33 protein-coding genes are annotated in these 21,378 nt (G+C 59.9%); 11 read left to right on the forward strand and 22 right to left on the reverse strand.

All coding sequences use genetic code 11. The annotated features are described in order from the left end of the window. Positions 1–9 precede the first annotated feature (9 nt). The 9 genes from U4Z64_RS20195 to U4Z64_RS20235 all read right to left on the reverse strand — a co-directional run bounded on the left by U4Z64_RS20195 (position 10) and on the right by U4Z64_RS20235 (position 5,933). On the reverse strand, positions 10–1,218 hold the full coding sequence (locus tag U4Z64_RS20195; protein WP_321820828.1) for a DNA-binding protein: 1,209 nt from the start codon (positions 1,216–1,218) through the stop codon (positions 10–12). 123 nt (positions 1,219–1,341) lie between these two features. Next, positions 1,342–1,755 (reverse strand): hypothetical protein, encoded by a 414-nt coding sequence (locus U4Z64_RS20200; protein WP_321820829.1) that lies wholly within the window; start codon positions 1,753–1,755, stop codon positions 1,342–1,344. Between the two features lie 17 nt (positions 1,756–1,772). Beyond that, positions 1,773–2,261 (reverse strand): hypothetical protein, encoded by a 489-nt coding sequence (locus U4Z64_RS20205; protein ID WP_321820830.1) that lies wholly within the window; start codon positions 2,259–2,261, stop codon positions 1,773–1,775. A 70-nt stretch (positions 2,262–2,331) separates the two neighbouring features. After that, entirely contained in the window at positions 2,332–3,435 is a 1,104-nt protein-coding gene (locus U4Z64_RS20210; RefSeq protein WP_321820831.1) for an N-6 DNA methylase, read from the reverse strand. A gap of 42 nt (positions 3,436–3,477) precedes the next feature. After that, entirely contained in the window at positions 3,478–3,756 is a 279-nt protein-coding gene (locus tag U4Z64_RS20215; protein ID WP_321820832.1) for a hypothetical protein, read from the reverse strand. Next, positions 3,743–4,309 (reverse strand): hypothetical protein, encoded by a 567-nt coding sequence (locus tag U4Z64_RS20220; RefSeq protein ID WP_321820833.1) that lies wholly within the window; start codon positions 4,307–4,309, stop codon positions 3,743–3,745. The genes U4Z64_RS20215 and U4Z64_RS20220 overlap by 14 nt, the downstream gene beginning before the upstream one ends. Before the next feature lie 18 nt (positions 4,310–4,327). Then, positions 4,328–4,630, reverse strand: coding sequence for a DUF4031 domain-containing protein (locus U4Z64_RS20225; protein ID WP_321820834.1), 303 nt, complete (start codon positions 4,628–4,630; stop codon positions 4,328–4,330). A gap of 26 nt (positions 4,631–4,656) precedes the next feature. Further along, positions 4,657–5,268 (reverse strand): phospholipase D family protein, encoded by a 612-nt coding sequence (locus tag U4Z64_RS20230; RefSeq protein ID WP_321820835.1) that lies wholly within the window; start codon positions 5,266–5,268, stop codon positions 4,657–4,659. An 86-nt stretch (positions 5,269–5,354) separates the two neighbouring features. Next, complete coding sequence (locus U4Z64_RS20235) at positions 5,355–5,933, reverse strand: hypothetical protein (protein ID WP_321820836.1); 579 nt, start codon at positions 5,931–5,933, stop codon at positions 5,355–5,357. Positions 5,934–6,436: 503 nt separating this feature from the next. Here U4Z64_RS20235 and U4Z64_RS20240 point away from each other — a divergent pair. The 10 genes from U4Z64_RS20240 to U4Z64_RS20285 all read left to right on the forward strand — a co-directional run bounded on the left by U4Z64_RS20240 (position 6,437) and on the right by U4Z64_RS20285 (position 14,000). Beyond that, entirely contained in the window at positions 6,437–6,757 is a 321-nt protein-coding gene (locus U4Z64_RS20240) for a DUF3717 domain-containing protein (protein WP_321820837.1), read from the forward strand. A gap of 46 nt (positions 6,758–6,803) precedes the next feature. Then, entirely contained in the window at positions 6,804–7,436 is a 633-nt protein-coding gene (locus U4Z64_RS20245; RefSeq protein WP_321820838.1) for a metal-dependent phosphohydrolase, read from the forward strand. A gap of 37 nt (positions 7,437–7,473) precedes the next feature. Beyond that, complete coding sequence (locus U4Z64_RS20250; RefSeq protein WP_321820839.1) at positions 7,474–9,837, forward strand: DNA cytosine methyltransferase; 2,364 nt, start codon at positions 7,474–7,476, stop codon at positions 9,835–9,837. An 11-nt stretch (positions 9,838–9,848) separates the two neighbouring features. Next, positions 9,849–10,292, forward strand: coding sequence for a hypothetical protein (locus tag U4Z64_RS20255; protein WP_321820840.1), 444 nt, complete (start codon positions 9,849–9,851; stop codon positions 10,290–10,292). Between the two features lie 18 nt (positions 10,293–10,310). Then, on the forward strand, positions 10,311–10,952 hold the full coding sequence (locus tag U4Z64_RS20260; protein ID WP_321820841.1) for a hypothetical protein: 642 nt from the start codon (positions 10,311–10,313) through the stop codon (positions 10,950–10,952). Continuing rightward, on the forward strand, positions 10,949–11,302 hold the full coding sequence (locus U4Z64_RS20265) for a hypothetical protein (RefSeq protein WP_321820842.1): 354 nt from the start codon (positions 10,949–10,951) through the stop codon (positions 11,300–11,302). The genes U4Z64_RS20260 and U4Z64_RS20265 overlap by 4 nt, the downstream gene beginning before the upstream one ends. Continuing rightward, positions 11,299–11,676, forward strand: coding sequence for a hypothetical protein (locus tag U4Z64_RS20270; RefSeq protein WP_321820843.1), 378 nt, complete (start codon positions 11,299–11,301; stop codon positions 11,674–11,676). Before U4Z64_RS20265 ends, U4Z64_RS20270 begins: the two co-directional genes overlap by 4 nt. A gap of 160 nt (positions 11,677–11,836) precedes the next feature. Beyond that, entirely contained in the window at positions 11,837–12,283 is a 447-nt protein-coding gene (locus U4Z64_RS20275) for a hypothetical protein (RefSeq protein WP_321820844.1), read from the forward strand. Further along, entirely contained in the window at positions 12,280–13,500 is a 1,221-nt protein-coding gene (locus tag U4Z64_RS20280; protein ID WP_321820845.1) for a phage Gp37/Gp68 family protein, read from the forward strand. The genes U4Z64_RS20275 and U4Z64_RS20280 overlap by 4 nt, the downstream gene beginning before the upstream one ends. Before the next feature lie 2 nt (positions 13,501–13,502). After that, positions 13,503–14,000 (forward strand): ASCH domain-containing protein, encoded by a 498-nt coding sequence (locus U4Z64_RS20285; protein ID WP_321820846.1) that lies wholly within the window; start codon positions 13,503–13,505, stop codon positions 13,998–14,000. A gap of 12 nt (positions 14,001–14,012) precedes the next feature. Here U4Z64_RS20285 and U4Z64_RS20290 read toward each other — a convergent pair whose 3' ends face one another. The 13 genes from U4Z64_RS20290 to U4Z64_RS20350 all read right to left on the reverse strand — a co-directional run bounded on the left by U4Z64_RS20290 (position 14,013) and on the right by U4Z64_RS20350 (position 21,071). After that, the gene (locus tag U4Z64_RS20290; RefSeq protein WP_321820847.1) at positions 14,013–14,795 is read right to left on the reverse strand and encodes a DUF5677 domain-containing protein; all 783 of its coding nucleotides are present in this window, start codon (positions 14,793–14,795) and stop codon (positions 14,013–14,015) included. An 88-nt stretch (positions 14,796–14,883) separates the two neighbouring features. Further along, the gene (locus U4Z64_RS20295; RefSeq protein WP_321820848.1) at positions 14,884–15,489 is read right to left on the reverse strand and encodes a site-2 protease family protein; all 606 of its coding nucleotides are present in this window, start codon (positions 15,487–15,489) and stop codon (positions 14,884–14,886) included. 175 nt (positions 15,490–15,664) lie between these two features. After that, complete coding sequence (locus U4Z64_RS20300) at positions 15,665–16,036, reverse strand: hypothetical protein (RefSeq protein WP_321820849.1); 372 nt, start codon at positions 16,034–16,036, stop codon at positions 15,665–15,667. Between the two features lie 51 nt (positions 16,037–16,087). Further along, positions 16,088–16,720, reverse strand: a complete 633-nt coding sequence (locus tag U4Z64_RS20305) for a hypothetical protein (protein WP_321820850.1) — start codon at positions 16,718–16,720, stop codon at positions 16,088–16,090. A gap of 25 nt (positions 16,721–16,745) precedes the next feature. Then, a complete protein-coding gene (locus U4Z64_RS20310; protein WP_321820851.1) occupies positions 16,746–16,979 on the reverse strand; it encodes a hypothetical protein in 234 nt (77 codons plus the stop codon). Positions 16,980–17,273: 294 nt separating this feature from the next. Continuing rightward, positions 17,274–17,630, reverse strand: coding sequence for a hypothetical protein (locus tag U4Z64_RS20315; protein WP_321820852.1), 357 nt, complete (start codon positions 17,628–17,630; stop codon positions 17,274–17,276). A 514-nt stretch (positions 17,631–18,144) separates the two neighbouring features. Next, positions 18,145–18,489 (reverse strand): hypothetical protein, encoded by a 345-nt coding sequence (locus U4Z64_RS20320; protein WP_321820853.1) that lies wholly within the window; start codon positions 18,487–18,489, stop codon positions 18,145–18,147. Between the two features lie 50 nt (positions 18,490–18,539). After that, positions 18,540–18,992, reverse strand: coding sequence for a hypothetical protein (locus U4Z64_RS20325; protein WP_321820854.1), 453 nt, complete (start codon positions 18,990–18,992; stop codon positions 18,540–18,542). Between the two features lie 216 nt (positions 18,993–19,208). Beyond that, entirely contained in the window at positions 19,209–19,751 is a 543-nt protein-coding gene (locus tag U4Z64_RS20330) for a hypothetical protein (RefSeq protein WP_321820855.1), read from the reverse strand. Between the two features lie 83 nt (positions 19,752–19,834). After that, positions 19,835–20,125, reverse strand: coding sequence for a hypothetical protein (locus U4Z64_RS20335; RefSeq protein WP_321820856.1), 291 nt, complete (start codon positions 20,123–20,125; stop codon positions 19,835–19,837). 29 nt (positions 20,126–20,154) lie between these two features. After that, positions 20,155–20,355 carry a hypothetical protein gene (locus U4Z64_RS20340; protein ID WP_321820857.1) on the reverse strand — a complete coding sequence of 67 codons (201 nt, stop codon included), beginning with the start codon at positions 20,353–20,355 and terminating at the stop codon, positions 20,155–20,157. Between the two features lie 106 nt (positions 20,356–20,461). Next, positions 20,462–20,713, reverse strand: a complete 252-nt coding sequence (locus tag U4Z64_RS20345; protein WP_321820858.1) for a transcriptional regulator — start codon at positions 20,711–20,713, stop codon at positions 20,462–20,464. 154 nt (positions 20,714–20,867) lie between these two features. Then, on the reverse strand, positions 20,868–21,071 hold the full coding sequence (locus U4Z64_RS20350) for a tyrosine-type recombinase/integrase (protein WP_321820859.1): 204 nt from the start codon (positions 21,069–21,071) through the stop codon (positions 20,868–20,870). Between U4Z64_RS20350 and U4Z64_RS20355 the strand changes: the two genes are divergently transcribed. Then, positions 21,012–21,293 carry an H-NS family nucleoid-associated regulatory protein gene (locus U4Z64_RS20355; protein ID WP_415750586.1) on the forward strand — a complete coding sequence of 94 codons (282 nt, stop codon included), beginning with the start codon at positions 21,012–21,014 and terminating at the stop codon, positions 21,291–21,293. The genes U4Z64_RS20350 and U4Z64_RS20355 overlap by 60 nt on opposite strands. Positions 21,294–21,378 lie beyond the last annotated feature (85 nt).

The raw sequence follows: 21,378 nt of genomic DNA on the forward strand, positions 1-21,378 counted from the left end.
TGGGAAGGCTTATGCTCCGTTGGCGGGGCCGCTGGGACCATCGGATGCCGCACCGGATAGGCCCGACAGCTCCGTCACCCTGCGTTTGAGAGTCGCGATCTCATCCAGCATCCTGGACTCGCGTGTTCCGTTTGCTTCGCGCTCCGCCTGGCGCTCGGCCGCGTTTTGCTCGGCTTGCTCGACGAGCCGGACGACCTCCGCCTGCGCGAGCCGCGCGGCGCCGGCGCCCTCGGTTGCCTGTAACCGCGCCTGCTCGAGCGATGCTTCAAGGCTGGCGATATGCGCCTTCTGGGCGTCGATCTCCGCTGCTCGCGCGGCAAGGAGATCGTTCTTCGACGTCACGAGATCCCTCGCTGCGGCAGCATCTCGCTCGGCCAGCATACGCTGGGACGATTCCGTCTGCGCCGCCCGCTCGGCGGCTTCCCGGCGCTCACCCGCCTCGCGGGCCTGGTGTTCGGCTGCAGTGAGCTTCTGCCGGGTTGCGTCCAGCTCGCGCATCAGCGGAGCACGCCGCGCTTCGGCGGCAGATTCGACTTGGCGCAGCTGCTCCGTGAACTGCTCGGTCTTGTTGGCCAACTCGGCGCGTGCGGCCGCGAGCGCGCCCAGCGCCTGTGACAACTCGTTTTGCGCGACCTGAAGCTGAGCGACGAGTCGGCCGCGCTCATCTTCGGACGCGGTCAATGCGAGATTGGCCTCCTCGATTTGAGCCGCGGCCTCGCTCTGGGCCGCGCGCGCCGCGTCACGCTGACTTTCACTGATCCTCAGGTCCTCGCGCAGGGCATGCTCGCGTGTCTCGCCCTCGAGGCGAGCCTGTTCGAAGCCAAGTCGGTCGTCCTCGAACGCCTCTGCGGCTTTGCCGAGCGCATGGTGGTGCAACTGCACCAGGCACTGCCCGAACGCTTCCTGAAGGTCCACCGGCAAACCAGATGCCGGGAAGGGCGCGCCCCCCGGATTCGTCAGGCCTTGGAAGAACGCCTGTACGTCCGCCGTCACGTCCGAATTCGATCCCCAGCCCGTGATCTCTCGGACGAGTGCCGCGGTCGGCGCAACGCCCAGATCGAACAGGAGCTTACGGCACACGTACAGCGAGGCATCCTTGCGTTTTGCACCGGCAGCGCGCCTTTCCTGGACCTCCACTGAGAGATCTGCATACTCGGGGCGAAGATTCGTGGTTCTCGGCTGGGCCATATGTGTCGTGATAAAAAGCCGGGCGTCCATGGGGTTACCATCAAAGACCGGCGACCGGTTGATATAGCCCGTGAGTGTGGCATCAAATTCGCTTCGATGCGCTATTCGCTGTTCTCGAGGCGACCCGATTCCGTGCTTCCGTCCTTGTAGAGGTCAACGGACAATACGGGACGCCGTGACTGACAGCACTGGCAGCACCGCCTCAATCCCGCGACAAAGAAGCGTGGCCGCGACGCATGCGATCGAATCGCCGTACAACCCCGTGTCCGCCAGGCGCTTGAGCAGGTCAGTGACACGCTCGTTCACCGTCACGACCAACTGCCCATCTTCTACTTTCACCCACTGGCGGTCGTTGCGCGGCGCGATCGCCAATTCCGTCGCGATTTCCGACACTGCCGTGTCTCGCACGCCGCTTTCTTCGAAGGCGCTTTGCACATATTGCGCATCCGCCTCCAAAACCTCGTCCGCAACCAGCTCAGGCATCCCGTGTTCATTGAGCAGCAGGTAGCGGACCGCCGCGCGGAAATCCGCGAGCGTCGCTGGATTCGAACTGACAATAGGGTTCATCGTGGCTCGTCCGTTGGTTAGACAGCAACTGGCGAGGCTGCGCTATCGACTTGCTCAGTGACGGCACTCGACCCGCGAACATGAAAATCGAAATAGACCTCATCGAGACCAAGGGAGCGCCACGCATTCACGCCCATCGTGATAGCATCAATGGCCTCGTTCCCGCATCCATCTCGAAGCATGGACCAGAAACGATCTCCGCTCAGCCACGTCGTGAGAAGCCTCTCACCCGCAACAGTTTCCGCCATGCATTGCAGGTCTGCGAAAAACTCAACTGCCCAGGTCGATTCGCCGGTCAGCCACGCTAGAAATGGCGCAGCCGGGACGTGAATGCTGGCCTCCTCGACTGGGTCCGCCAGGCGCAGAAACGCCGGGTTGAGGGTCTGCTGAGCCATGTCCATGGCAATCGTGTGATGCGGATCATGCGTCATCTTTGAAAGATCACGAGTCACGCTTCCGGAGATCATCATTTGCCTATTCGGATCGATCTGGTCTGCTTCGCTCATTTTGAGTGTTTCCCTGTTCGGTCCATTAAACCAACAGCCTACGTTATCGAAGAACCTGAACCCCTAAACATCAGCCAGCAGAGGGAAAAACGGCCACCGCATCGTCAGCGTGGTTAGCCTCGTCTGGTGCCAACGCTCTGTCGTCGTAGTCTGCGTGTTCGGCGCTGCGGCTATCGTCCTCACTTTCGCCGCTTGCGACGTTTGTCTGCTCGGTCGAAGGTTCGTTCGAGTCACGCGCGTCCTCGTCTGGCATCCGGGCGAGGAGCGACTTGAGCCACGGCCATTCAAGCATGCTGGAGTCGTCCGGGCTCATCAATCGAAACAGATTCAGCGCACGCTCCACCGCGTGCGGGTGTGGGTCGTCGTTCGTGCCGACCAGATAGCGTGTCCGCTGCTGTATCGCGTCACGCGTGGCGAAGCCGGCTGAGACGTACGCGGGCGTCAGCCACACCGAATACTCCTCGAGTGTGAGCGAATTCCCGTGCACGATCGCAGCAGGGATATCCAGCGCTGCGCATTGCAGATAGGCCATGTGTACGCTCGACAGGCTGACGTCCGTGGCGACAACCATCATCTCGCGGGAATAGTCGATGCCGAGCTGGGTGAGGCGCTGCGCCGTGGCGATGACGAGGGCGCCGGCACCCACGGCCGGCTCTTCGATCGACACGAACCCTTTACTGACGATCGCATTGCGCACGCCCGCTTCGTCGATAGTCATCTGGACCATCATGCGGCACACGTCCATCGGCGTGAAGAACTGGCCCGCATGCTCATTGCCGAATTCGAGCGCCATGTAGATCTCGCCCAGAACGTCGTCGAAGACGCGCACCTCGCCTCGACCATCTCGCTGAACAAGGTCAATCGCTTGGAAGGATTGGTCCGAATCCGGCGTCTCCTCGCGATACGCAAGGAACAGTAGGGCGAGCGCACGCGCAATCTGCGTCTGTTCCTCTGCCGAGTAGCGCTTGCGATACTGCTCGAACAACTCCTCGCGTTTTTGAACGCGAAGACGGTCCCAGCGATTGCTGACCGCGCAGGCGGCCATGCCGAGAAAGTCGGTGAATACGTCATAAAGACGATGTCGAGCCCCGATCATCCGCAGGCAATCGACGATCTCAAGCTTGGCCGGGTTCTTGGATCCGCCCTTGAGGGCGCGGCGATGGCGTTCTTTCATGACGCAGATCCTGTGGGTTGAGCGGTTCGTTGCAACAAGCAATTACGGCTTCTGCCCCGAACGCCGCAACAGTCGCATGTCCGGAAAGGCGCGGCGAAATCCGCGCATGGACGAATGAAGGTAGAAGGCCTGCATGGCCAGCACGCCCCATGATTGCAGTGCAACGAAGTAGGCGATCAGGCAGAGGTTGGACCCGATCCAGATCGGCCACGCGTAGCGCGAACTGGGCCGGTTTTCGGCGAGCAAATACGAGCCTGCGATGCCAAGGCCGGCGCCTGCCCACTCGAGCGCCCCTACAAGTGCGTGCTCAGGCGTCAGCATTCGACTTCCCCTCGTCTCGCCGCGCCTGGAGATAGGCGTCATTGATTGCGTACAGATTGACGCCGTGCCGAGACAGTATGTAGTCGGCGGTGTTCCAGCGTAGGTGTCCAGGCTCTTCCGAGCGTAAGACGAGATGAGCAAGCAGGTCAGATATCGCGTGGAGCGTTCCGATTTGCCATAGAGCAGTAAGCACCGGATCGCCAATTTCGTTGAGGAGACGCGGAGCCATGATCATCGCATCGCTGTACCGGCAATGATCTTCCAATGGGCGCTCCAAAAATTGAGCGGTATTGCCATATCTGGTGCTCGCGCTGTTGGACAACTCCTCCGCGATATACCAGCCCAACTCGTTCCATGGCGACATCTCGCCACGACGACTGCGATACTTGAGCATTTCCCGAAACGACCACGCTAACGTCGCCGCAGCTTCGTTTTGTTTCACCAGGGCAGGCTGCGGCTGCCGCCAAGGATCCTGATGAGACCTTCGGCCGCGGCTTGGTATTGCGGCGGCGGAGGCCGATACGAGTCCCCGAATTAATTGTCCAATGCGCATCGATATCTCCTGAGACGATCAATTGCACGCGAGAGGCGATGCGCTCACCGCATCGCGTCGCTCGCGCCAGATGCGCGACGCGGTTCGACGATCTACCGAGATGGCGCCAAGCCTGATCGCCAGTTCTCGCCTCGACGGCGTCAGGTCATAGTGCGGCGCGATCCGATGTTCCTGGAACCAGGTGCGCTTCATGCCGACACGCTCGGCGAAAATGTGCAGTTCTTCGAGATCCAAGCTGTTGGTGAACATGTGACAGCTCTGGACCTTTCGGCCACGCAAAACCCAGCCCCAGCTTTCAAGCTCATCGACGTAGATGCTCATCTTTTTTTTCTTCTCCGTGGAGGCTCTCAGTTCGCGGCGGTCAGGGGGTGGCCACGCGAGAACAGGTCTTCGAAATCCTGCTCATACACGCCGGCGAGTTGCGGGTTGTTCCAGATCACAAGGGCGTTCTCTCGGTTACGCAAGTCGGCTGCTGCCGTGTAGTTCAGCGATCCGGTTTCAACGGTGATTCGGTCAACGAGGGTCAGCTTGTCGTGCATGATCGGATAGGCATCGACAAAACGAACCTGCGCGCCGACTGCAGCCAGCGGGTAGGCGATCGAATTGCGACGTCCCACGTTTTCCTTGGCGTCACACGCCACACGTACGCGCACGCCGCGTGCGATCGCTGCGCGCACGGCATTGGAGACGCGCTTGCTCGTGAATTCATATGCCGCGATATCCAGCGTGCGACGCGCGCTGTTGATCGCCTTGATCTCGAGATCCATCGCATGACCTGACGGTGAGAAGCCGACCTCGATTGAAGTGCCGCCAAGCGTCGCGCCTGCGCCCGGGTTGCCACCAGCACCCGAAAACGGATTCACGTCCCAGGCATACACCGCGCTTGGCGCCACAGCAGCCAGCAGCAGTGTGAAGGTGAGGCGGAAGAGTCGGTTTTGCCGCGTCGTTGCAGTCTCCACGTTCACATCCTTTCAAGAAAAGTTCGGTCGTATCCGAATGAACTCGGTACGGCGTCAAGCCGGCGTGCCTGCTGTTGAGACATGGATCAGCGTGGTGCGGCGGTAGCGACGCCGTTCGACCGCGCCCACTCGACACGCTCGGGAGCATCCACGTCGAGGCTTTCCGCGAAGATCACGCGCGAAAAGTCATCGGGCGGGCCCGGGAGAGAGTCAATCACCACGATGTCCTGTCGATCGACGGCACGGCGCAGCATGCTGGCGCCCGCCAGCGAATCTGCTCGCTGAGCAAACGCAAAGGCGGCCCACAGGGCGTCCTCGCTGCTTTCAGCCAAGCGCAGGGGCGTAGCTCGCGCGCCGTCGGCACGACGGAACATCCAGCCGGTCAGCTCGAGCCGTTCAAGCTCAGTCGCGCGCAGGCCGTCGGCGCTCGGCCTCGGCAGCGTAAATCGCCAGACAAACGGCCGGTCGTCGATCAGGTAGCGCGTTTCGGCGGGCTCGAAGCGCGCGAGACGCACACGCTCGCAAAGCGGCCGTTCGGCGTAGTCGGCCGGGGCGTGGTATGCCCAGGCCACGAACGGCGCGCGTACGAGCGCCAGGTGCCACGCCTCGGGGGCTGCAACGGCCTGCGCCGCTGCAAAGGCTTGATAGGTCTGCCGGAATTCCATCACTTGCTCCGTTTCTATCTCCCGAACCAGGCTGGATTGTCGACCGGGTCGGGTCCCGGTGAGGGCACATGGCCCATATGCAATATATACAGCCGATTGAGGTTACCGTGCAACAGCGATTGAAGCGTAAATATCAACATGTAAGACGTTGGAAGACGCACGAAAAATTTCCGTTTTTCGCGATTATTATCGTAATTGAGAGAACGTAAAGCAGGGGGCGACCCCGCATGAATTTCGATCAAAACTACAGATTGTCGGTAATTTCCGTCTCTTTGTGTCGATTCTGAGCACGAAATCGCGTTTTTGATGGGGGATATCGCATTTTTCGCTGGCCTTTTTGGGGCGCGATACGTATATGTGCAAGCGCCGGCGGTCAACGTGAATTTGCTGCAGCGAAAGGCAACGAAAAGTTGTGACGCTAAATATGTTGCGTGCGCCTTCGGACCCTGCCTACACTGGCTCTACAGATATTCAGCAGACCAGACAACGCATTGGGAGCCGATATGGCAAAGCCGACTGCAGTGATCACGGAATCAATGCCGTGCGCAACCGTTGCCGCCAAGGCGTCGCCGGCGACGACCGACGCATCTCGCAAGCCGCGAGAGCACGTCACCCTGGCGGAAATTGGCCAAGGGATCAGCTACTGGATCGATCGCGTGCCGACGGTCGACTACACCCTGTGTCGCCCAGCCAGCAAGCTCGCCAGCGTCCTTGGCCAAATGATCGCCGAGAAAGCTGAGATCTTCCCGGTCGGACGCATCAAATCGGAAGCACTCGAAGCGCTTGACGCTGCACTCAGCGCATCGCACGCGGCCCGCCTCTGATTCACCGCGACGCACTTCCTCGATCTCACTTATAGAGGGCGACACGATGTTCACGACCGGACTTGAACCGTTGTTTCGTCGACTGCTTGCAGCAGGTTGGCGTTCCCACTCGACGCTGCCGACAGACATCCTCACGGTCAACGGCCGCTATTTCAATTTCCTGGCACCGGAAGACAGTGTGTTCGGCATCGAGGACATCGCACATGGGCTGTCCAACATCTGCCGTTTCACCGGGCAGACTTGCACCTTCTATTCGGTGGCGCAGCACGCGGAACTGGTGAGCCGTGTCGTCCCGCCGCAGTTTGCCCTCGCGGGCCTGCTGCACGACGGAGCGGAGGCGTTCCTCGGCGACATAACCTCCCCGCTCAAGCGGATGCTTCCTCAGTACCGCAAGATCGAAAAGCGCGTTGAGCGTGAGATCTTCCGACGCTTTGGGTTGCCGTATCCGATGCCTCGCGAAGTGAAGTGGGCCGATCAGGTGGTGCTCGTCACCGAGCAGCGTGACTTGATGACGCTACACCCGGACGAGGAACCTCGCCCGAAATCGCATGCGCCCTTGGCGGGCAAGATCGTCCCGGTTTCGCCGACGGCCGCACGGGCCTTGTTCCTCGCGCGCTTTCGTGAGCTGACAGCTGCGTCACAGTCGGTGACGCCGGCCGTGCCCGCGCTCGCGAACTGACGCACTTCCCCATAAACCCATCAGTCAGAGCCACGTCATGAAACGTGACGCCTTCACGCTACCGCTCGATCTGGGCAACGAACTCATTATCGATAATTTCGCCGGCGGCGGCGGCACGAGCACGGGGCTCGAGGCAGCGTTCGGCCGGCCTGTCGATATCGCGATCAATCACGATCCCGAGGCGCTGGCAATGCATGCGCTGAACCATCCGTACACGCAGCACCTGTGCGAAAGCGTGTGGAATGTAGATCCAATCGAGGTAACGGGCAACCGCCCGGTCGGACTCGTCTGGTTGAGCCCGGATTGCAAGCACTTCTCTAAAGCGAAAGGCGGCACGCCGGTCTCCAAGAACATCCGCGGGCTGGCGTGGGTCACGCTGCGATGGCTCCTGACAACCTCGCCGCGGGCCTTCATGATCGAGAATGTCGAAGAGTTCGTGACGTGGGGAGAATTGATCGAGATATCCCCAGGGAACTGGATGCCGGACCCGTCCAAGAAAGGCGAGACGTTTCGAGCATTCATCGGGATGATCACAAAGGGCGTCGACGCGGCACATCCGGCACTCATCGAAGCATGCGAAATGCTCGGAATTGCGCTCGACAGCCCCGAGGCGAAGCGCTTAGTGGCCGGCCTTGGCTATACGGCCGACTGGCGGGAACTGCGCGCGTGTGATAACGGTGCTCCCACAATTCGAAAGCGCCTGTTTATCGTCGGGCGCCGTGACGGGCTGCCAATTGTATTTCCGACGCCTTCGCACGGCGACCCGGTCTCGCGCGAAGTCGTGTCGGGCATGCTGGCCCCCTACAGGACTGCAGCCGAGTGCATCGACTTCGATCTCGAGGCGGAAAGCATCTTCGACCGGAAGAAGCCGCTGGTACCCAACACGCAGCGTCGCGTAGCCAAGGGCTTGTGGCGCCACGTGCTTGCCAATGCCAGCCCGTTCATTGTCGGCGTCGGCGGGCGTATGGGGCAGTCCCCGGCGCGGAGCGTGCACGTTCCGGCCCAGACTGTTACCGCGAAAGCAGATTCGTGTCTGGCGCAGCCGATCCTCGTGCCGTTCCTGAACGAGCATGCAAATGCGAGCAACCAGCGCACCATGCCCGCCGACGAACCGATGCGCACGCTCTGCGCGCAGGTCAAGGGTGGCCACTTTTCCGTCGTGGCAACCCAGCTCGAGCCGATTGGTTCGGATGCCATCCTCACGCCATTCACCACGGGTGCGGGCGGCCCGGAGTATGCAGGCAAGCCGGTAGCGGTCGACCAGCCTTTCGGCACGCTCACTACGGAAAACCATCGTGCCGTCGTATCGCCGACGTTGATTCCACTGCGCGGCACCAGCGAGTCCCATTTAGCCTCGGCGCACAGCGTAGAAGCGCCGCTGGGTACCGTGTCCGCCGGTGGCACGCACCACGCACTCGCAGCTGCTCACCTCGTCACGATCGGATACGGTGAGCGCGAGGGCCAGGAGCCCCGTACCCAGCCCATCGAAGGGCCGCTTGGCACGGCCGTTGCCGGGGGTGTCAAGCAGGCGCTCGTCGCCGCGCACATCACGAAGTTCCGTACCGACAGCACGGGCGCCTCGATGCAGGGGCCGATGCCGACAGTCACGGCCAATAGCTTCGTGAAGCGCCCGGGAGGCAGTGCGCCGCTCGGTATCGTCGCGGCTCACCTGACGCATCTGACTCACCACGGCGATCGCCCGGGCATGCAGCCGACAGCACCTCTGCCAACAGTCACGGGTGCGCACCGCGGAGAGCAGGCGCTTATCGGTGCGTCATTCCTTGAACAAGCGAACGGTGGGTTCTGGGAAGACAACGATGGTCGACCAGTAAGTGCCCCGATGTCGACGATTGCGTCAAAAGGTGCGAACCAACGTCTTGTGACGGCCTACCTCGTCAAGTACTACTCCTCTGGCGGCCAGTGGCAGGACCTGAGCGAACCGCTGCATACGAACACGACAAAGGGCCGTATGGGCCTCGTCGAAAGCATCCAGATACCGATCGACGCCCTCGACGCCAAGCATCGGCAGAAGGCACGCGCCTGTGCTCACCTGCTGCACGAACATCTGCCGGAGCAGTTTCCAGACCGTGCGGATTGCATTCTGATGTGGCACGGCGATGCGTGGTGGGTACTGGTCGATATCACGCTTCGAATGCTGAAAGCTCGCGAGCTGTACCGTGCCCAGGCTTTTCCCGACAACTACATCATCCACGAGATTCCCGACCCGGCGCTGCTGTTCAAGAACGGCAAGCAGGTTGCGGATCCGCGATCCGTACCGCGCATTCCTCTGTCGATCACGGCGCAGATCCGCATGTGCGGCAACAGCGTATCGCCCGTTCAGGCCGAGGCACTTGTACGGGCAAATTTCGCGCATGAGCGCGCTTTCCGAAACGTGGCATGAGTATTCCAAGCATGAACACAACCTACGTCATCCGCCAAACCCTCGATTTCGCCGTGGCGCGCGTTGTTCTTCGCGAAGCCTGGTTTGGCGGGAAGAATCGCGACAATCCGCATGCGCGCTGGATCGCCCCGACCGATGACGGAAAGCCCTGGGTGATTGCCGATGTACCGCTTGCGTGGATACGTCCGAACGAAGCCGGTGTGTTGTACGACGGCACCGTGAACCTCGAGCGCGCACGAGCCTACGCGGCCGCGATGCCGCGCATTGATGTGCCGGTCTACCTGGCTTTCGGCCCCCGGATGGTCGCCAAGGGCCGCACCGTAGCTGCCGTCCATGATGGCGGTCACCGGGTCACGGCCGCACGCATGCGAGGAGATTCGATGCTTCACGCGATCATGCGCCGGCGCGACCTGGAACAGCTGGCGAGCGCGCATATGGCACTCGTTCAACGCTAGAGACTCAGGAGATTCGGCATGACGACACCTCTGACCACGGTTGATGACCTGTTCCTCGATCATCTGCCCGTGAGGGCCCCGCGTTCTACCACGCCGGGCGAAGGAATCTTGCTGTCGCTCTGGCAGGAGTATGCCGTGAAGCACCCCAACGACTTCGAGTACATCTTTCTCGATATGAACGAGCCGATCGATCAGCGCATTGCGTCGGTTGCGGCATCGTTCATGGTGTTCATGGGGTGCAATGGTGGTGCGTCCTTCACGCATCAGGCGCAGGAAATGTGGAAGACCGGCGCGTTCTCTTATCCACGAGAGGCCTATCTCGCCGCGTTTGCGCTGAACAACCAGCGCCGCCGAGGCGTCAACGGGGGACTCCGGACGATCGAGTTCATGCTTGCGCCAACCTATCCCTTCGAGGATCCAGCCCATGGCGGGCATCAGGTGATGTGGCAGGTAGTGCCCGAGATCACGCAAAAGGATATGGATGCCGTCGATTGCATGGTCGGCTGGTGGGCGAGCCCTCCAGCCAAGGCGATTCGGCATGTCGCAGAGCCGGAAATCGAAGCCGCGAACCGTCGAGCGCGCAGCGAATTGTTCGGATACGCCGGCACCGCCATCAACAGTGCCCGGCGCGCGAATACACCTTCACAGGTGGCAGCATGAACTCGGCCGGTCGTCCTGTGATCACGTCCATCCGCGTCACCAGTGGCACCGTGAAAAAGAAGCCGAGGGTCGGTGACCGCAGAGTCGTTCGCGGCGTCGAGCACATCCGCGTCTTTCGCATGGCGCGAGACATTCGCGGAAACATCATCGGCTACGACTGCACGGGTGGCAGACAGCGATACGACTGGGTGCCGCTTGCCGACGCGCATCGCCATTGGGAGGCGAAGCAACACATGACGCGCGACGAACTGGCTCGCTACTGGCCGAACGCGGTTTCGGTCGCTCCTGCTGATGCGACATCCGAAACGCCAGGGGCGCCCCACACGGTCGCGAAGGAGTCCGCGCCGTGACGGAGCCAGTGGATCCACAACCGCCTGAGGATGATTCGGCCGAACCTGTCGAGCACACGGTGCGAGCCGTGGTTCATACGCTTCCGGTGAAAGCGCGGCGGGCGCGAAGCAATCGGCTGTTTCTTGATCTCGTCTCGCCAGGAAAGTGTTGGCACCAACGACAGTACCTCATTGATGCCTCGTTGGCGGAGGTCGTCTGTGGAGACTGTGGCCAGAAGCTCAACCCGATGTGGGTATTGCAACAGCTGATGAACAAGGATCATCGGATCCATGAACTCAATGAAACCTATGAACAGCAGAAAAAGGACCTCGCAGAGCGCTCCCGAACAAAATGCGAGCACTGCGGAAAGATGACACGCATTTCCAGGAGGTAAGCATGAACGCAAACCGATCCAGCGTATTTGCTGACGCCGACGAGGCGTCAGCCACCCGAATCCAGGCGATCTGCTCGTTCGCCTGAACTTTGCGCTGAGCGCCGAAATGGGCTCGCGCCCTGCCCTAACCAGCGAGCCCCTCACCTCAAGGGAGCCTGACATGCTCATGACCGAAGCAGTAGAAACGAACCGCGAGGTTGTCGAAGCTGACGAGCCCTCAGTCCAATTGACCGCCGTTCGTACGCGGACGGAGAACGACGAACAGCTCGACGATGACGATATTCTTGCGCTGATGCGACCTGGCCGCTTCTATACCGTGAACGCGGTGGCCGTGAAGCTCGGGCGCAAGTCGAAGGAAATCCGCCCGTTGCTCGAGGACATGGCGAATCGAGCGGTGGTCGTCACCCGACGTTCTGCCACCAAGATTCAGAGCTACGGCGTGCCCGATCCGGAGGATGCTGCGGAAACGCCGCGATCGCAGCCCAATCTCGAGGGCTGCAGTATCGCTGGCCCGCGTCTGTACGTCTTCACGGACGAAGTGTTGACGGGTTACGACGACGCCATGCGTCGTCAGGTCAACCTCTGCATGACGGTGCGCCGCTCATGAGCGATACCACCACGATCGAGTGGACCGAGTCCACCTGGAACATCATTACCGGATGCAGCGTCAAAAGCCGAGGGTGCAAACGCTGCTACGCAATGAAGCTCGCTGGCACGCGCCTGCAGAACCACCCGAGCCGGGCAGGCCTCACGACGATAACGTCGGCGGGACCGGTCTGGAACGGGGAAGTTCGCTTTAACCGAGAGTGGCTCGAACAGCCCATCGGCTGGCGCCGCCCGCGCAACATCTTCGTGTGCGCGCACGGCGATCTATTCCATGAGGCGGTGCCGGACGAGTGGATCGACCAGGCGTTCGCGGTCATGGCGCTGGCGCCGTGGCACACCTTCCAGGTGCTCACCAAGCGCGCAGAGCGGATGCGCTCGTACCTCTCACATCCGCAACGGCGGGCGCGAATCACCGCGGCTGCTCGCGCGATCGCCGATGCATCACGTCATCCGATCTCGCTGCTCGATGCGCTGGCGTGGCCCTTGCCGAATGTCTGGCTCGGGGTGAGCGTCGAGGATCAGAAGCGGGCGGATGAGCGGATCCCGGCCCTGTTGATGTCGCCGGCGGCCGTACGCTACATCAGCGCCGAGCCACTGCTCGGCCCCGTCGACCTGGAATCGATTCGCTGGCCCGGCCTTGACGGTCACCGGGTTGATGTCTTGCGCGGGGGCTACTGGAATGAGGCGCCCTACGTGATCGGCGCAAAGTCCGCGGAGCTGGGCGCGCCGAAGGGAGGCTTTACAAACCACTCGGACTTTCCCAGCACGCTCGATTGGGTCATTGTCGGCGGCGAGAGTGGCCGCGACGCGCGGCCCATGCATCCGCGCTGGGCCCGCCAGTTGCGTGACCAATGCGCGGCCGCCGGCGTCGACTTCTTCTTCAAGCAGTGGGGCCAATGGATTCCGATCTGCCAGATCGATTCCGACTGGTTGGGCAGCCTATACCGGCCCCGTGTGAAGGCCAAGCAGGGTGAAGATCAGGACGTGCTGAACGACTTGTGGGGGCGCGTCTGCAAGGTCCCCGAACTGTGCCTGCACATCGACGGCTATCACGCCAAGATCGGCCAGGCCAGCGCGTTCCAGGCCGGAACCGATCCGATACACGCATTCTCGGTAGGCAAGAAAGTGGCGGGCCGTCTCCTCGACGGACAACTCCATGACGGCATGCCGGCGCGCCGCGTTACGCCGAATCGTCCAAACCAATTGGTTGCGGCCTGATCATGAAAGCATTGTCTATTCGGCAACCCTGGCCGTGGCTGATCACGCGCCCCGACCTCGTGGATGAAGCCGCGCGCGCCGAAGCGCGCGCCATCGGCGCAATGAAAGATATCGAGAACCGCACATGGCGGACGAATTTCCGCGGGCGGATCCTGATTCACGCGTCAAAGAGCATGACTCGGGCTGACTACGCCGACGCGCGCGATTCGCTCGAGTATCTTGACCTGGCCGAGATCCCCCTGCCCTCTTTCGAGCAGCTGCAGCGCGGCGGCATTGTCGGCGTGGCCACGATCGACGACTGCGTGCCGAGCAGCCAGCGCTCATCGCGCTGGCACATCGAAGGCTGCTTCGGTTTTCATCTGGTCGACGTCAAACCCCTGCCACTTCTTCCATGCAAGGGGGAGCTGCAAATCTTCGACGTGCCGGCGGACGTTGCCGCGACGCTGCGCGTCATGTACGGTCCCCGCCCCACGGGGCGGGGACGGCCCGGCGTGATATAGCTTTCCGTTGTGTCATGCCCATGGCTTGAATCGTTGGTCAAGCCCCTCACACTGACTCCATGTCCGGGTCAAGGCGGCGCTGGTGTCCGCGGTATTTAACCCACATTTGTCGCATGCGAAGCAGGCGAGCAACAAACATGTGGATGCACTCAAGACGGCTGCAGGGGTCTTTGTTAGAAGTGGCCTGAGTTTTACAGTGAAACGACCGTCGTCGTGCCTCAGGAAATATCCATCCACCGATGAGAGAGATGGGTGCGCCGCGTGGTGCGATAAGTGCCGATATAAACCATCGTAGGCTGCAAGTGCCTTGCCACGCCTTGCGAATTCCCTCATGTCTATTGCCGTTGTGTCGACATACAGATCGGCAAAGTCGCGCAATTGGTCCTTGAACTGTTCGACATTCGGATAGTCTTTCGAGTTCAGTAAGGTATTCGCATGTTTCACCCGTGACGCATAGTCATGCTTTGCAAGTTCGTGGGGTGCAACTGCATCTTCAACTATCGCGAGCATCACGAATACTGTTTCAAGCAACCCACGAGAAACGGAAAGCGATTCAAGCGTCATGCCGAGTTCGGCCAGCGAAATTGCTGCCTGAAAATGGGCCACAGAGCGCGCGAAAAATGCAGCGACGACGAGCTGACGCTTGTTCTTCGCCGACGCAAGTAAGCCGGCGATCGTCAACGCGAGCCGAGCGCATTCATCCGAAAAATTGAACAATTCTTCGTTGCGCTGTCGCTGTTCCGCTCGTAGCCTTGCTGCGTTATCCCCTGCAAAGCCTTCCGTCTCGAAAGTCATTCACAATCTCCTGCGACGTTTCCGGTTGTTCGGCTATCCGTGACCACCAAACTTGCGAGATGTTTGCGTCGTGTTCGCCGCCGCTGTGTCAGCTATACCGCAACAAGCCACGAATCGCCTGGCCATCGGAGAACACGCCCTCTTCGTCACACACTTTCTGCGACGTACTATAGAAAGCGTTGAGTGCACTGTGCCCGCAAAACACCAGCACGGCTTCGATACGGAGCCAACCGTAGGTGGAGGGAATAAAGATCCAGGCGATCGTGGCCGCAATCATCACAGCCACCATTCCCGCTGCGTACATCCAAATCCGCTCGGTTCTAGAGATCGGCAGGTGTGCGAAGTCCACGCGCCCGCCCAACGGAAGCAGGCAAAATGTGATCGGCTCTTGGCTGATTCGTGCGATGGAAAAGTTGCGGACTGTCCGGCCCACTCCGAAACGGACTTTATCGACCGGCGCGCCGAACCACATTCCAGCGAACACATGTCCACCTTCGTGGATCACCGCCTCGATATAGCTGATGAAGTAGAAGCTTACGGCGAGCCTGGCAGCCTTCCAGGCAGGATAAAACCCCTTCCAATTGGCGAACCACGCTGCAGCAATCAGCAAAACGACCGACAGTACGCTAACGAGTATGTCGATTTTTGTCATCTCAATCCGATAGCTATGCGAATCGCAGATACTGCGTGGCATGTTGATCCCCTCCTCGTTCGCCCATCTTTCCATTTCAATCGGACGATGAGCCGACATTCTTCGCGTAATCTGCCCACGAGACGACGAGCGCTCCGCTCGGCCGGCGCAACGAAGCCGCTTGCTGTTCAGCGCGCGCGAGTGTGAGCGCAGCAAAGCCAGTTTTCCAATTTATTTCCTAGCCGCGGTCCCGTTTCTTGAGCGTATTGACGGCCTGTTCCAGCGCTGTCACGGTTTTAGCTTGCAACCGTTCCATGTGCTTGGGTTCCGGCCGCCAAAGTCCTATCGCATTGCGCGAGACGTCGAAGCCGATGTTATAGATCGTCGTCAACGCTTCGTCCGCAGTGGGAAACGTCGCCGCGTTGTCGGCCGTCTCATCGCTAAACTCCCGCAGCACGACTGACAGGGAATCTGTCTTGCCGATTTCTACAAGGAGGATGCACCATCCACCGGCAATTCGTTGCAACATGAAATCAGAAATCAAGCCGCCCGCTCTCTGTGCCCGGGCAATGTCTATAGTGATGTTGCGGTATTTTCTGCTTTCACTCAAGGTGCGCTCTCGTTTCTATGAATCCAGTTATTCCGTGCATCGCTCGTTTTCCTACGCGCCACTCGCGTCGATCTTCCGCTCCTTCCGCTCTTGCCGGACAAAGGGGGCGGCTGTCGCGGCAACGAGCAAGGTGAAGCGATCCGCGTCTGACATCACGTCGCCGTGAAAGATCTCTTCACAGAGGTCCAGCAAGTCGGACACAAGCCCGTATTCGCAGCCTGCCTCAGTGAGGGTCCTCACCATTGCTGCAACTTCGTCGGTTACGCGGAGCTGCGACTTTTCAACCGGTGCCGACTGGTACGATTCATTCACGCCGCGCTGGATGTCGCTAAGGAATGCCGCCCCCGATTCGTCGAGCCCTCCGTTCGGCACGGCCAACTCCATCAACACACTCAGCGTACTTTGAAACGATGCTTTGCCCTGCCATGGGCCGTCGTGCTTCGCTGCCATGTAGTCGATGGCGCGAGAAACGACTTCCCACTCACCCCGTTGCTCAATCGCCCACTCCGCGTGGTCCTCTGCGATTGAAGTAAGTTCAGCGGCTAAGCTGTCTACCACATCATTGGATGCAGTACCCTGACGCCACAGCACCACTCGAAGATAGCGAAGGCAAGCGTAGTACAACCCGCGCCCCCAGGGGCGTTGGGATGGAGAAGATGCAGTTGTATCTCGTGGTTCGTTCATCCCTATTCCCGTGTTTTCCGCTACGTTAGCTCTTATCCGCGAGGGCATAGTACAGGTGCCACCACCACGCCGTCCGAGTCTCGATTGTCTTCGTGCATTTCCACGCATCGGCGTCGCCGGCCTGCATAGATTTGAACGTCTGGTCCATGTTCGGGCACATCCCGAGCCAAAGCGCATACCGCTCGTTTTCGACCCGTACCAGTGCCTTGCCGAGCACGAAAACCAACGCCAGGAGAAGGACGATGAATAGATCGCGCATGCGCGTTCTCCTATTGCCGTTGCCATCCCATCCGGGAATAAGCTGCGGCGCAGTCGTCTATTTCGTGCTGCGCGATGATGGGGAAAATCCCTGGAGTGGAAGCGTTGCATTGCGCGACCTGTCCCGATACAGGATCGCGAAAAACCGCTGGTGACGCACATCCGGCAAGCATTAGTGACGCGAGAAACCCGACAATGGTCTTGGTCTTCATGTTGTTTGTGTTGAGAAAAAATAAGGTCGTATAGTGGAAAAAATAAAGTTGTATAGTACCTGCCGGGGTCGCGTTTTCCTTCGTCAATTCGAATGCCGCTTAAACTCGTCCAGTTCGCGGACCTGCCCCAATCTGTTCCTCAAAAATTCGCACCCAAGCGCGGAAAGTCCCCAAGCAAACGCTGACTGAAACAACCAGTCGTGCAACTGCATCGTCTGGACTTCGTATGTGAACATCACGCCGAACAGCGGCACAATCAAAAAGCCGGGATGTAGGAGTGGTTCCGGCAGTCGGCAAGCCACGATGATTTGGACGACGACGATCGCAGCGATCTCGGCGACTTGCCTCCAGGGCAGGAGCCAGAATATGGCAAAGGGGACGGGTGCAAGCCACATCGCAGTGACAAGGAGCGCTCCTAAGGCCTTCCAGATGTGGCTCATGATCTTCTGTCCTATCCTTGCTTCGACCGCTTCGCCGCCTGGCAGACGTAATCCAGCGTTGTTAGCGACGCTCCAACAACCTCATACATATCACGGTCGGCAACGCGCCAGAAGTCACCGAACCGAGCGATATCCCCATGTGAGAAGTCTCGTGGAGTGCCATTCGGATTGAACGAAACGAGGTCAATGAAGCCACGTCGATGTCTTTCGCAATCGAACTCTGCCCTTCCAATCTCATATGTATCGACATGCCCGTCGACCAAGTAGCGGACCATTAAGTTAGCGTTCGCCAGCCCGTCGCTAAGTGGCTCAATCGAGAGAGGCACGATGGACTCGGTCGTCACCAGCTTCTCGCCATGAGACGAGGTCGTAGTGACGCTTGATATCTGCTTCCAGTCGTCAATACGTTGTGGCTGCTGCGCGGACGCGAGCGAAGACGCTGTCGCAAGTAGCGCAACGAATAGCTGCCTATACATTGTTGTCCTGTCCTGTCTGTCAAGGGCGCGAGGTTTTCCTACTCATAGTCCGAAATCTGGTACCTACGCGAATCCGTCGCCGGCAGCGCTACAGGCTCGCGCGCAATACCCCACGCTTCAAGGAGGCCGTCGAACGAGGGAAGCACGACATGCGTTCGAGGCACCGGCAACGCAACGCCGGTCGCGCGATACCGCATCTGCTCTTTAGCGATCGCGCCTGCCCGAACGACGCGCTCAAGTGCGCCGCTCCGAACGGCATACTGGATCGCATCAGAAGCGGTGCGCGACTTCATTAGACCGGACTCGACAATTTCGCCCGCCGTCGCGCTTTCGCGATCGCGAAGCCACGCCAAAAGCGCCTCGGCGTTTGCGCGTGTGCTCATCACCCTCGTTGAATTACGCTCCGCTGCTCCGCCCCCCCTGCTCGCAGCCATCACGGATTGGTCTGCTTGAATTTGGCTAATGCCGAATACCGCTTGTTCTCACTACTCACACTGACGTCCACGCCCCAGCGCGCCTTAATGGCGAGTGAAGCAGCCGAAAGAGCAGGGTCTCCAGGGAAAATCGCGAGGATAGGGTTTCGAACCCTGTTCCAGCCGGGGTACTCCTTGATTGCTGAATTGATGCCCAATTCGTTCATCGCAAGTGCATACCAGCCATACTTGTCGACTTCATCATAGTATTCGTGCCCGCGGGCGCCGGAGGCCACGAGGATTTCCGCAGCGCGTTGCTCAACGGTCTTCTTTTGGTCTGGGGGCATCGTTGAAAACGTGTGTTTAGCAAGAAGTACGTTGAAAGCGGCGCCAGCGATACGGTTGCGTTTTTTCCAGCGCAGGAACAAGTACACTAAACAAACGGCTGAAACTGCAAGAATCAAGGTCTTCACGGTGAACCCTCACTCAGATGAACAGGCTGGCGTCCGGCGAATTGCAGTCTACTTTTCGCCGGCATTCCTTTTCAAATCAGCAAACCCACTATACAACTTTGTCGGACGGCGTTCGACGCTCGATGGGAAAACACTTACGAATCAGTGGTGGCACCGGCCGTCCACTTCGATAATGTTCGGTTTTCTGTAGAAGCCCATGGCTTTCCCTATCCTTGGTTACTGCTGCGCGCGTGCAAGATCGAAGGCATCGCCGAACTTGCTTCCGTCGCACTCACCGACAACCCGCGACCCTGCTCGAAAGTAGTCAAACGGAATGGGATCGGTCGTCTTGTGCTTCTCGAAGGTGTACGGCGTCCCGTCATAATAGAATCGACAGCCGAGACCTGCCGTACGCAGCGCTTTCGCATAAGCGCCATGGCCGAATTTATAGTAGGCCCACCCCTTGTCAGGCATCGCCACAAGTACGACCGTTGATTCGTCAGAGATCTTCCCCGACTGAATGGCAGCCTCGTTCCGATCGATCGCTCTGTCCACCGACCACCGACTGAAGGTACTCACGCCTTTGGAAACGCCGAACACGATCAGAGCGCAGACCCCGAGCACGAACAAAACTTCACCGAAGCCCCGCGGCTCGGATCTACCACTGCGTGATGCTTTGACCACTGGCATAACCTTCTCCCCGTTTTCCTTACTGTTATCTGCTGCGACTTTGTCCTGTTTTCCTATCTCACTGTTCCGTTCTTGCAGTGACTGCACCACATCCCTTTCCTCGCGCTGGACAGCGCCGGGCGCCCGCAATGCGGGCAGCGGATCGTGATGGCTCCGAGGGTCATCTTGTTTTCCTAGTGCTTGCAGCACGCGTCGCGGCGAGCCATCCACAACGCGGCGATAGCGTCGAGATTCGTCGTGAAATTGCCGAGTTCGCGGCTATCGCTATCGGCGCCTTCGTCGTACGCCGCGTTGATCGATGCAGTCCACTCGCCAACAACATTGCGCTCGTAGCTGCCGATGCATTCGTACCCACCTGGCGTCGATCGCCCGATCGCGCACCGACGCTGAAGAAACCCGTTAGCGGTCGCCGCGTCGTAGTTGCAGTTCCGCTCGATATAGAATTCGCCGTCGTCCAGCAGCACGAATTGCTTTTCCATGGCTGTTTTCCCATTCAGCGCGCAAGTTCGTTGCGCTTCCATTTGTACGGATGCCCTTCTTTTGCGTCGGCCGCGAGATAAATCACCTCGCACCAGGACCCATTGCGCATCCGTACCAGGATCGGCTTATTGCCGCTTCTCGATAACGCGTCGCGCAACGGACGCGTGAAGGAATTGAGTAGGCTACCGTTGATCAGCAACGCTTCATTTCGCACGGTCTTTTCCAGCGTTGATGCACCGTTACTGAGTGATATCGGCTTCCCGGGGAAAATCCTAAACCACTCATTGAGTGCATTCAGTATAACCACTCAATGAGTGGCGTCAAGCCTGTTCACGGAAATTCTGGAGGATCTCGCGAACGAACCTCCACGCGATCTCCGGCATGGACCGATAGGACGAAGAATCCGGCGATGCCAGCCAGTTTTCCAGCGTGCGCTTCGGCGTGCCGAGACGCTCCGCGAACTCATCGACAGTCTTCATGCCCAGACGCGTCATCGCGTCCCTAAGAAAATCCCCCTGGGATAGAGGCTTACCCTTTGCCACCCTGTCTTCCTTGATGTTGCGTGAGTTCATGGATCCGGCCGCACCGCCACGATTGCATCTCCAGCAGCGGTATCTGGTCGCCCGTCATGTGCTGCCCAGTCGACACTCAATGAGTGGATTGTAGGGCGGATTTCCTGCGCCGTCGAGCGCGCGAAGAGCCCACTGCCGGCACCGACCGATACGGTCAGATCACCTCCTCGCACGCTTGGCGCATGATGGCCGGAGAGGGCTCGATATAGCGGAGCGAATCGTCGGTCGAGGCATGACCAAGCAGCAGGCTCACGTCCTGGACCGTTGCGCCCCGATAGATCAGCCTCGACGCGAAGGAATGCCGACGCGAGTGGGACGATGCCCCCTTCAGCCCGGCATCGTGGTAGAGCTTCGTCACGTACGATTGAAGGGAGTCAGCGGCCCAGTAGACGAACTGCTGCGTGCGGCCGGCTTCGGGAAGTCGCGCAAGCAGCGGGCGCCGGCGCAATACTACGACCCGTCCTCGGGCAATTCGTGGACCGGCCGTGGCCCACGCCCGAAATGGCTCGATGGGAAGGTGCTCAAAGACTGTCTGGTCGACCGAGCCGCGAAACCTTGGTGGCCCGGCGAAGAGGCATAGAACCTAGCGGGAGCCGTGACCGCTATCGACCCGTCAGGGCATCAAACGACCATGGGAATTCAGAACAGCGACGCCTTGATCTCGT

It is taken from the genome of Burkholderia sp. BCC1996 (assembly GCF_905339955.1).
Lineage (GTDB): Bacteria > Pseudomonadota > Gammaproteobacteria > Burkholderiales > Burkholderiaceae > Burkholderia.

Excerpts from the sequence above, each read along its gene's own strand:
- U4Z64_RS20320 (WP_321820853.1), bottom strand. The coding sequence starts at position 18,489 with ATGAGCACACGCGCAAACGCCGAGGCGCTTTTGGCGTGGCTTCGCGAT.
- U4Z64_RS20225 (WP_321820834.1), bottom strand. The coding sequence starts at position 4,630 with ATGAGCATCTACGTCGATGAGCTTGAAAGCTGGGGCTGGGTTTTGCGT.
- U4Z64_RS20245 (WP_321820838.1), top strand. The coding sequence starts at position 6,804 with ATGTTCACGACCGGACTTGAACCGTTGTTTCGTCGACTGCTTGCAGCA.
- U4Z64_RS20250 (WP_321820839.1), top strand. The coding sequence starts at position 7,474 with ATGAAACGTGACGCCTTCACGCTACCGCTCGATCTGGGCAACGAACTC.
- U4Z64_RS20200 (WP_321820829.1), bottom strand. The coding sequence starts at position 1,755 with ATGAACCCTATTGTCAGTTCGAATCCAGCGACGCTCGCGGATTTCCGC.
- U4Z64_RS20310 (WP_321820851.1), bottom strand. The coding sequence starts at position 16,979 with ATGCGCGATCTATTCATCGTCCTTCTCCTGGCGTTGGTTTTCGTGCTC.
- U4Z64_RS20275 (WP_321820844.1), top strand. The coding sequence starts at position 11,837 with ATGCTCATGACCGAAGCAGTAGAAACGAACCGCGAGGTTGTCGAAGCT.
- U4Z64_RS20295 (WP_321820848.1), bottom strand. The coding sequence starts at position 15,489 with ATGCCACGCAGTATCTGCGATTCGCATAGCTATCGGATTGAGATGACA.
- U4Z64_RS20205 (WP_321820830.1), bottom strand. The coding sequence starts at position 2,261 with ATGAGCGAAGCAGACCAGATCGATCCGAATAGGCAAATGATGATCTCC.
- U4Z64_RS20280 (WP_321820845.1), top strand. The coding sequence starts at position 12,280 with ATGAGCGATACCACCACGATCGAGTGGACCGAGTCCACCTGGAACATC.
- U4Z64_RS20240 (WP_321820837.1), top strand. The coding sequence starts at position 6,437 with ATGGCAAAGCCGACTGCAGTGATCACGGAATCAATGCCGTGCGCAACC.
- U4Z64_RS20285 (WP_321820846.1), top strand. The coding sequence starts at position 13,503 with ATGAAAGCATTGTCTATTCGGCAACCCTGGCCGTGGCTGATCACGCGC.
- U4Z64_RS20315 (WP_321820852.1), bottom strand. The coding sequence starts at position 17,630 with ATGAGCCACATCTGGAAGGCCTTAGGAGCGCTCCTTGTCACTGCGATG.
- U4Z64_RS20235 (WP_321820836.1), bottom strand. The coding sequence starts at position 5,933 with ATGGAATTCCGGCAGACCTATCAAGCCTTTGCAGCGGCGCAGGCCGTT.
- U4Z64_RS20215 (WP_321820832.1), bottom strand. The coding sequence starts at position 3,756 with ATGCTGACGCCTGAGCACGCACTTGTAGGGGCGCTCGAGTGGGCAGGC.
- U4Z64_RS20195 (WP_321820828.1), bottom strand. The coding sequence starts at position 1,218 with ATGGACGCCCGGCTTTTTATCACGACACATATGGCCCAGCCGAGAACC.
- U4Z64_RS20210 (WP_321820831.1), bottom strand. The coding sequence starts at position 3,435 with ATGAAAGAACGCCATCGCCGCGCCCTCAAGGGCGGATCCAAGAACCCG.
- U4Z64_RS20290 (WP_321820847.1), bottom strand. The coding sequence starts at position 14,795 with ATGACTTTCGAGACGGAAGGCTTTGCAGGGGATAACGCAGCAAGGCTA.
- U4Z64_RS20305 (WP_321820850.1), bottom strand. The coding sequence starts at position 16,720 with ATGAACGAACCACGAGATACAACTGCATCTTCTCCATCCCAACGCCCC.
- U4Z64_RS20220 (WP_321820833.1), bottom strand. The coding sequence starts at position 4,309 with ATGCGCATTGGACAATTAATTCGGGGACTCGTATCGGCCTCCGCCGCC.
- U4Z64_RS20260 (WP_321820841.1), top strand. The coding sequence starts at position 10,311 with ATGACGACACCTCTGACCACGGTTGATGACCTGTTCCTCGATCATCTG.
- U4Z64_RS20255 (WP_321820840.1), top strand. The coding sequence starts at position 9,849 with ATGAACACAACCTACGTCATCCGCCAAACCCTCGATTTCGCCGTGGCG.
- U4Z64_RS20355 (WP_415750586.1), top strand. The coding sequence starts at position 21,012 with ATGCCGACGCGAGTGGGACGATGCCCCCTTCAGCCCGGCATCGTGGTA.
- U4Z64_RS20265 (WP_321820842.1), top strand. The coding sequence starts at position 10,949 with ATGAACTCGGCCGGTCGTCCTGTGATCACGTCCATCCGCGTCACCAGT.
- U4Z64_RS20345 (WP_321820858.1), bottom strand. The coding sequence starts at position 20,713 with ATGAACTCACGCAACATCAAGGAAGACAGGGTGGCAAAGGGTAAGCCT.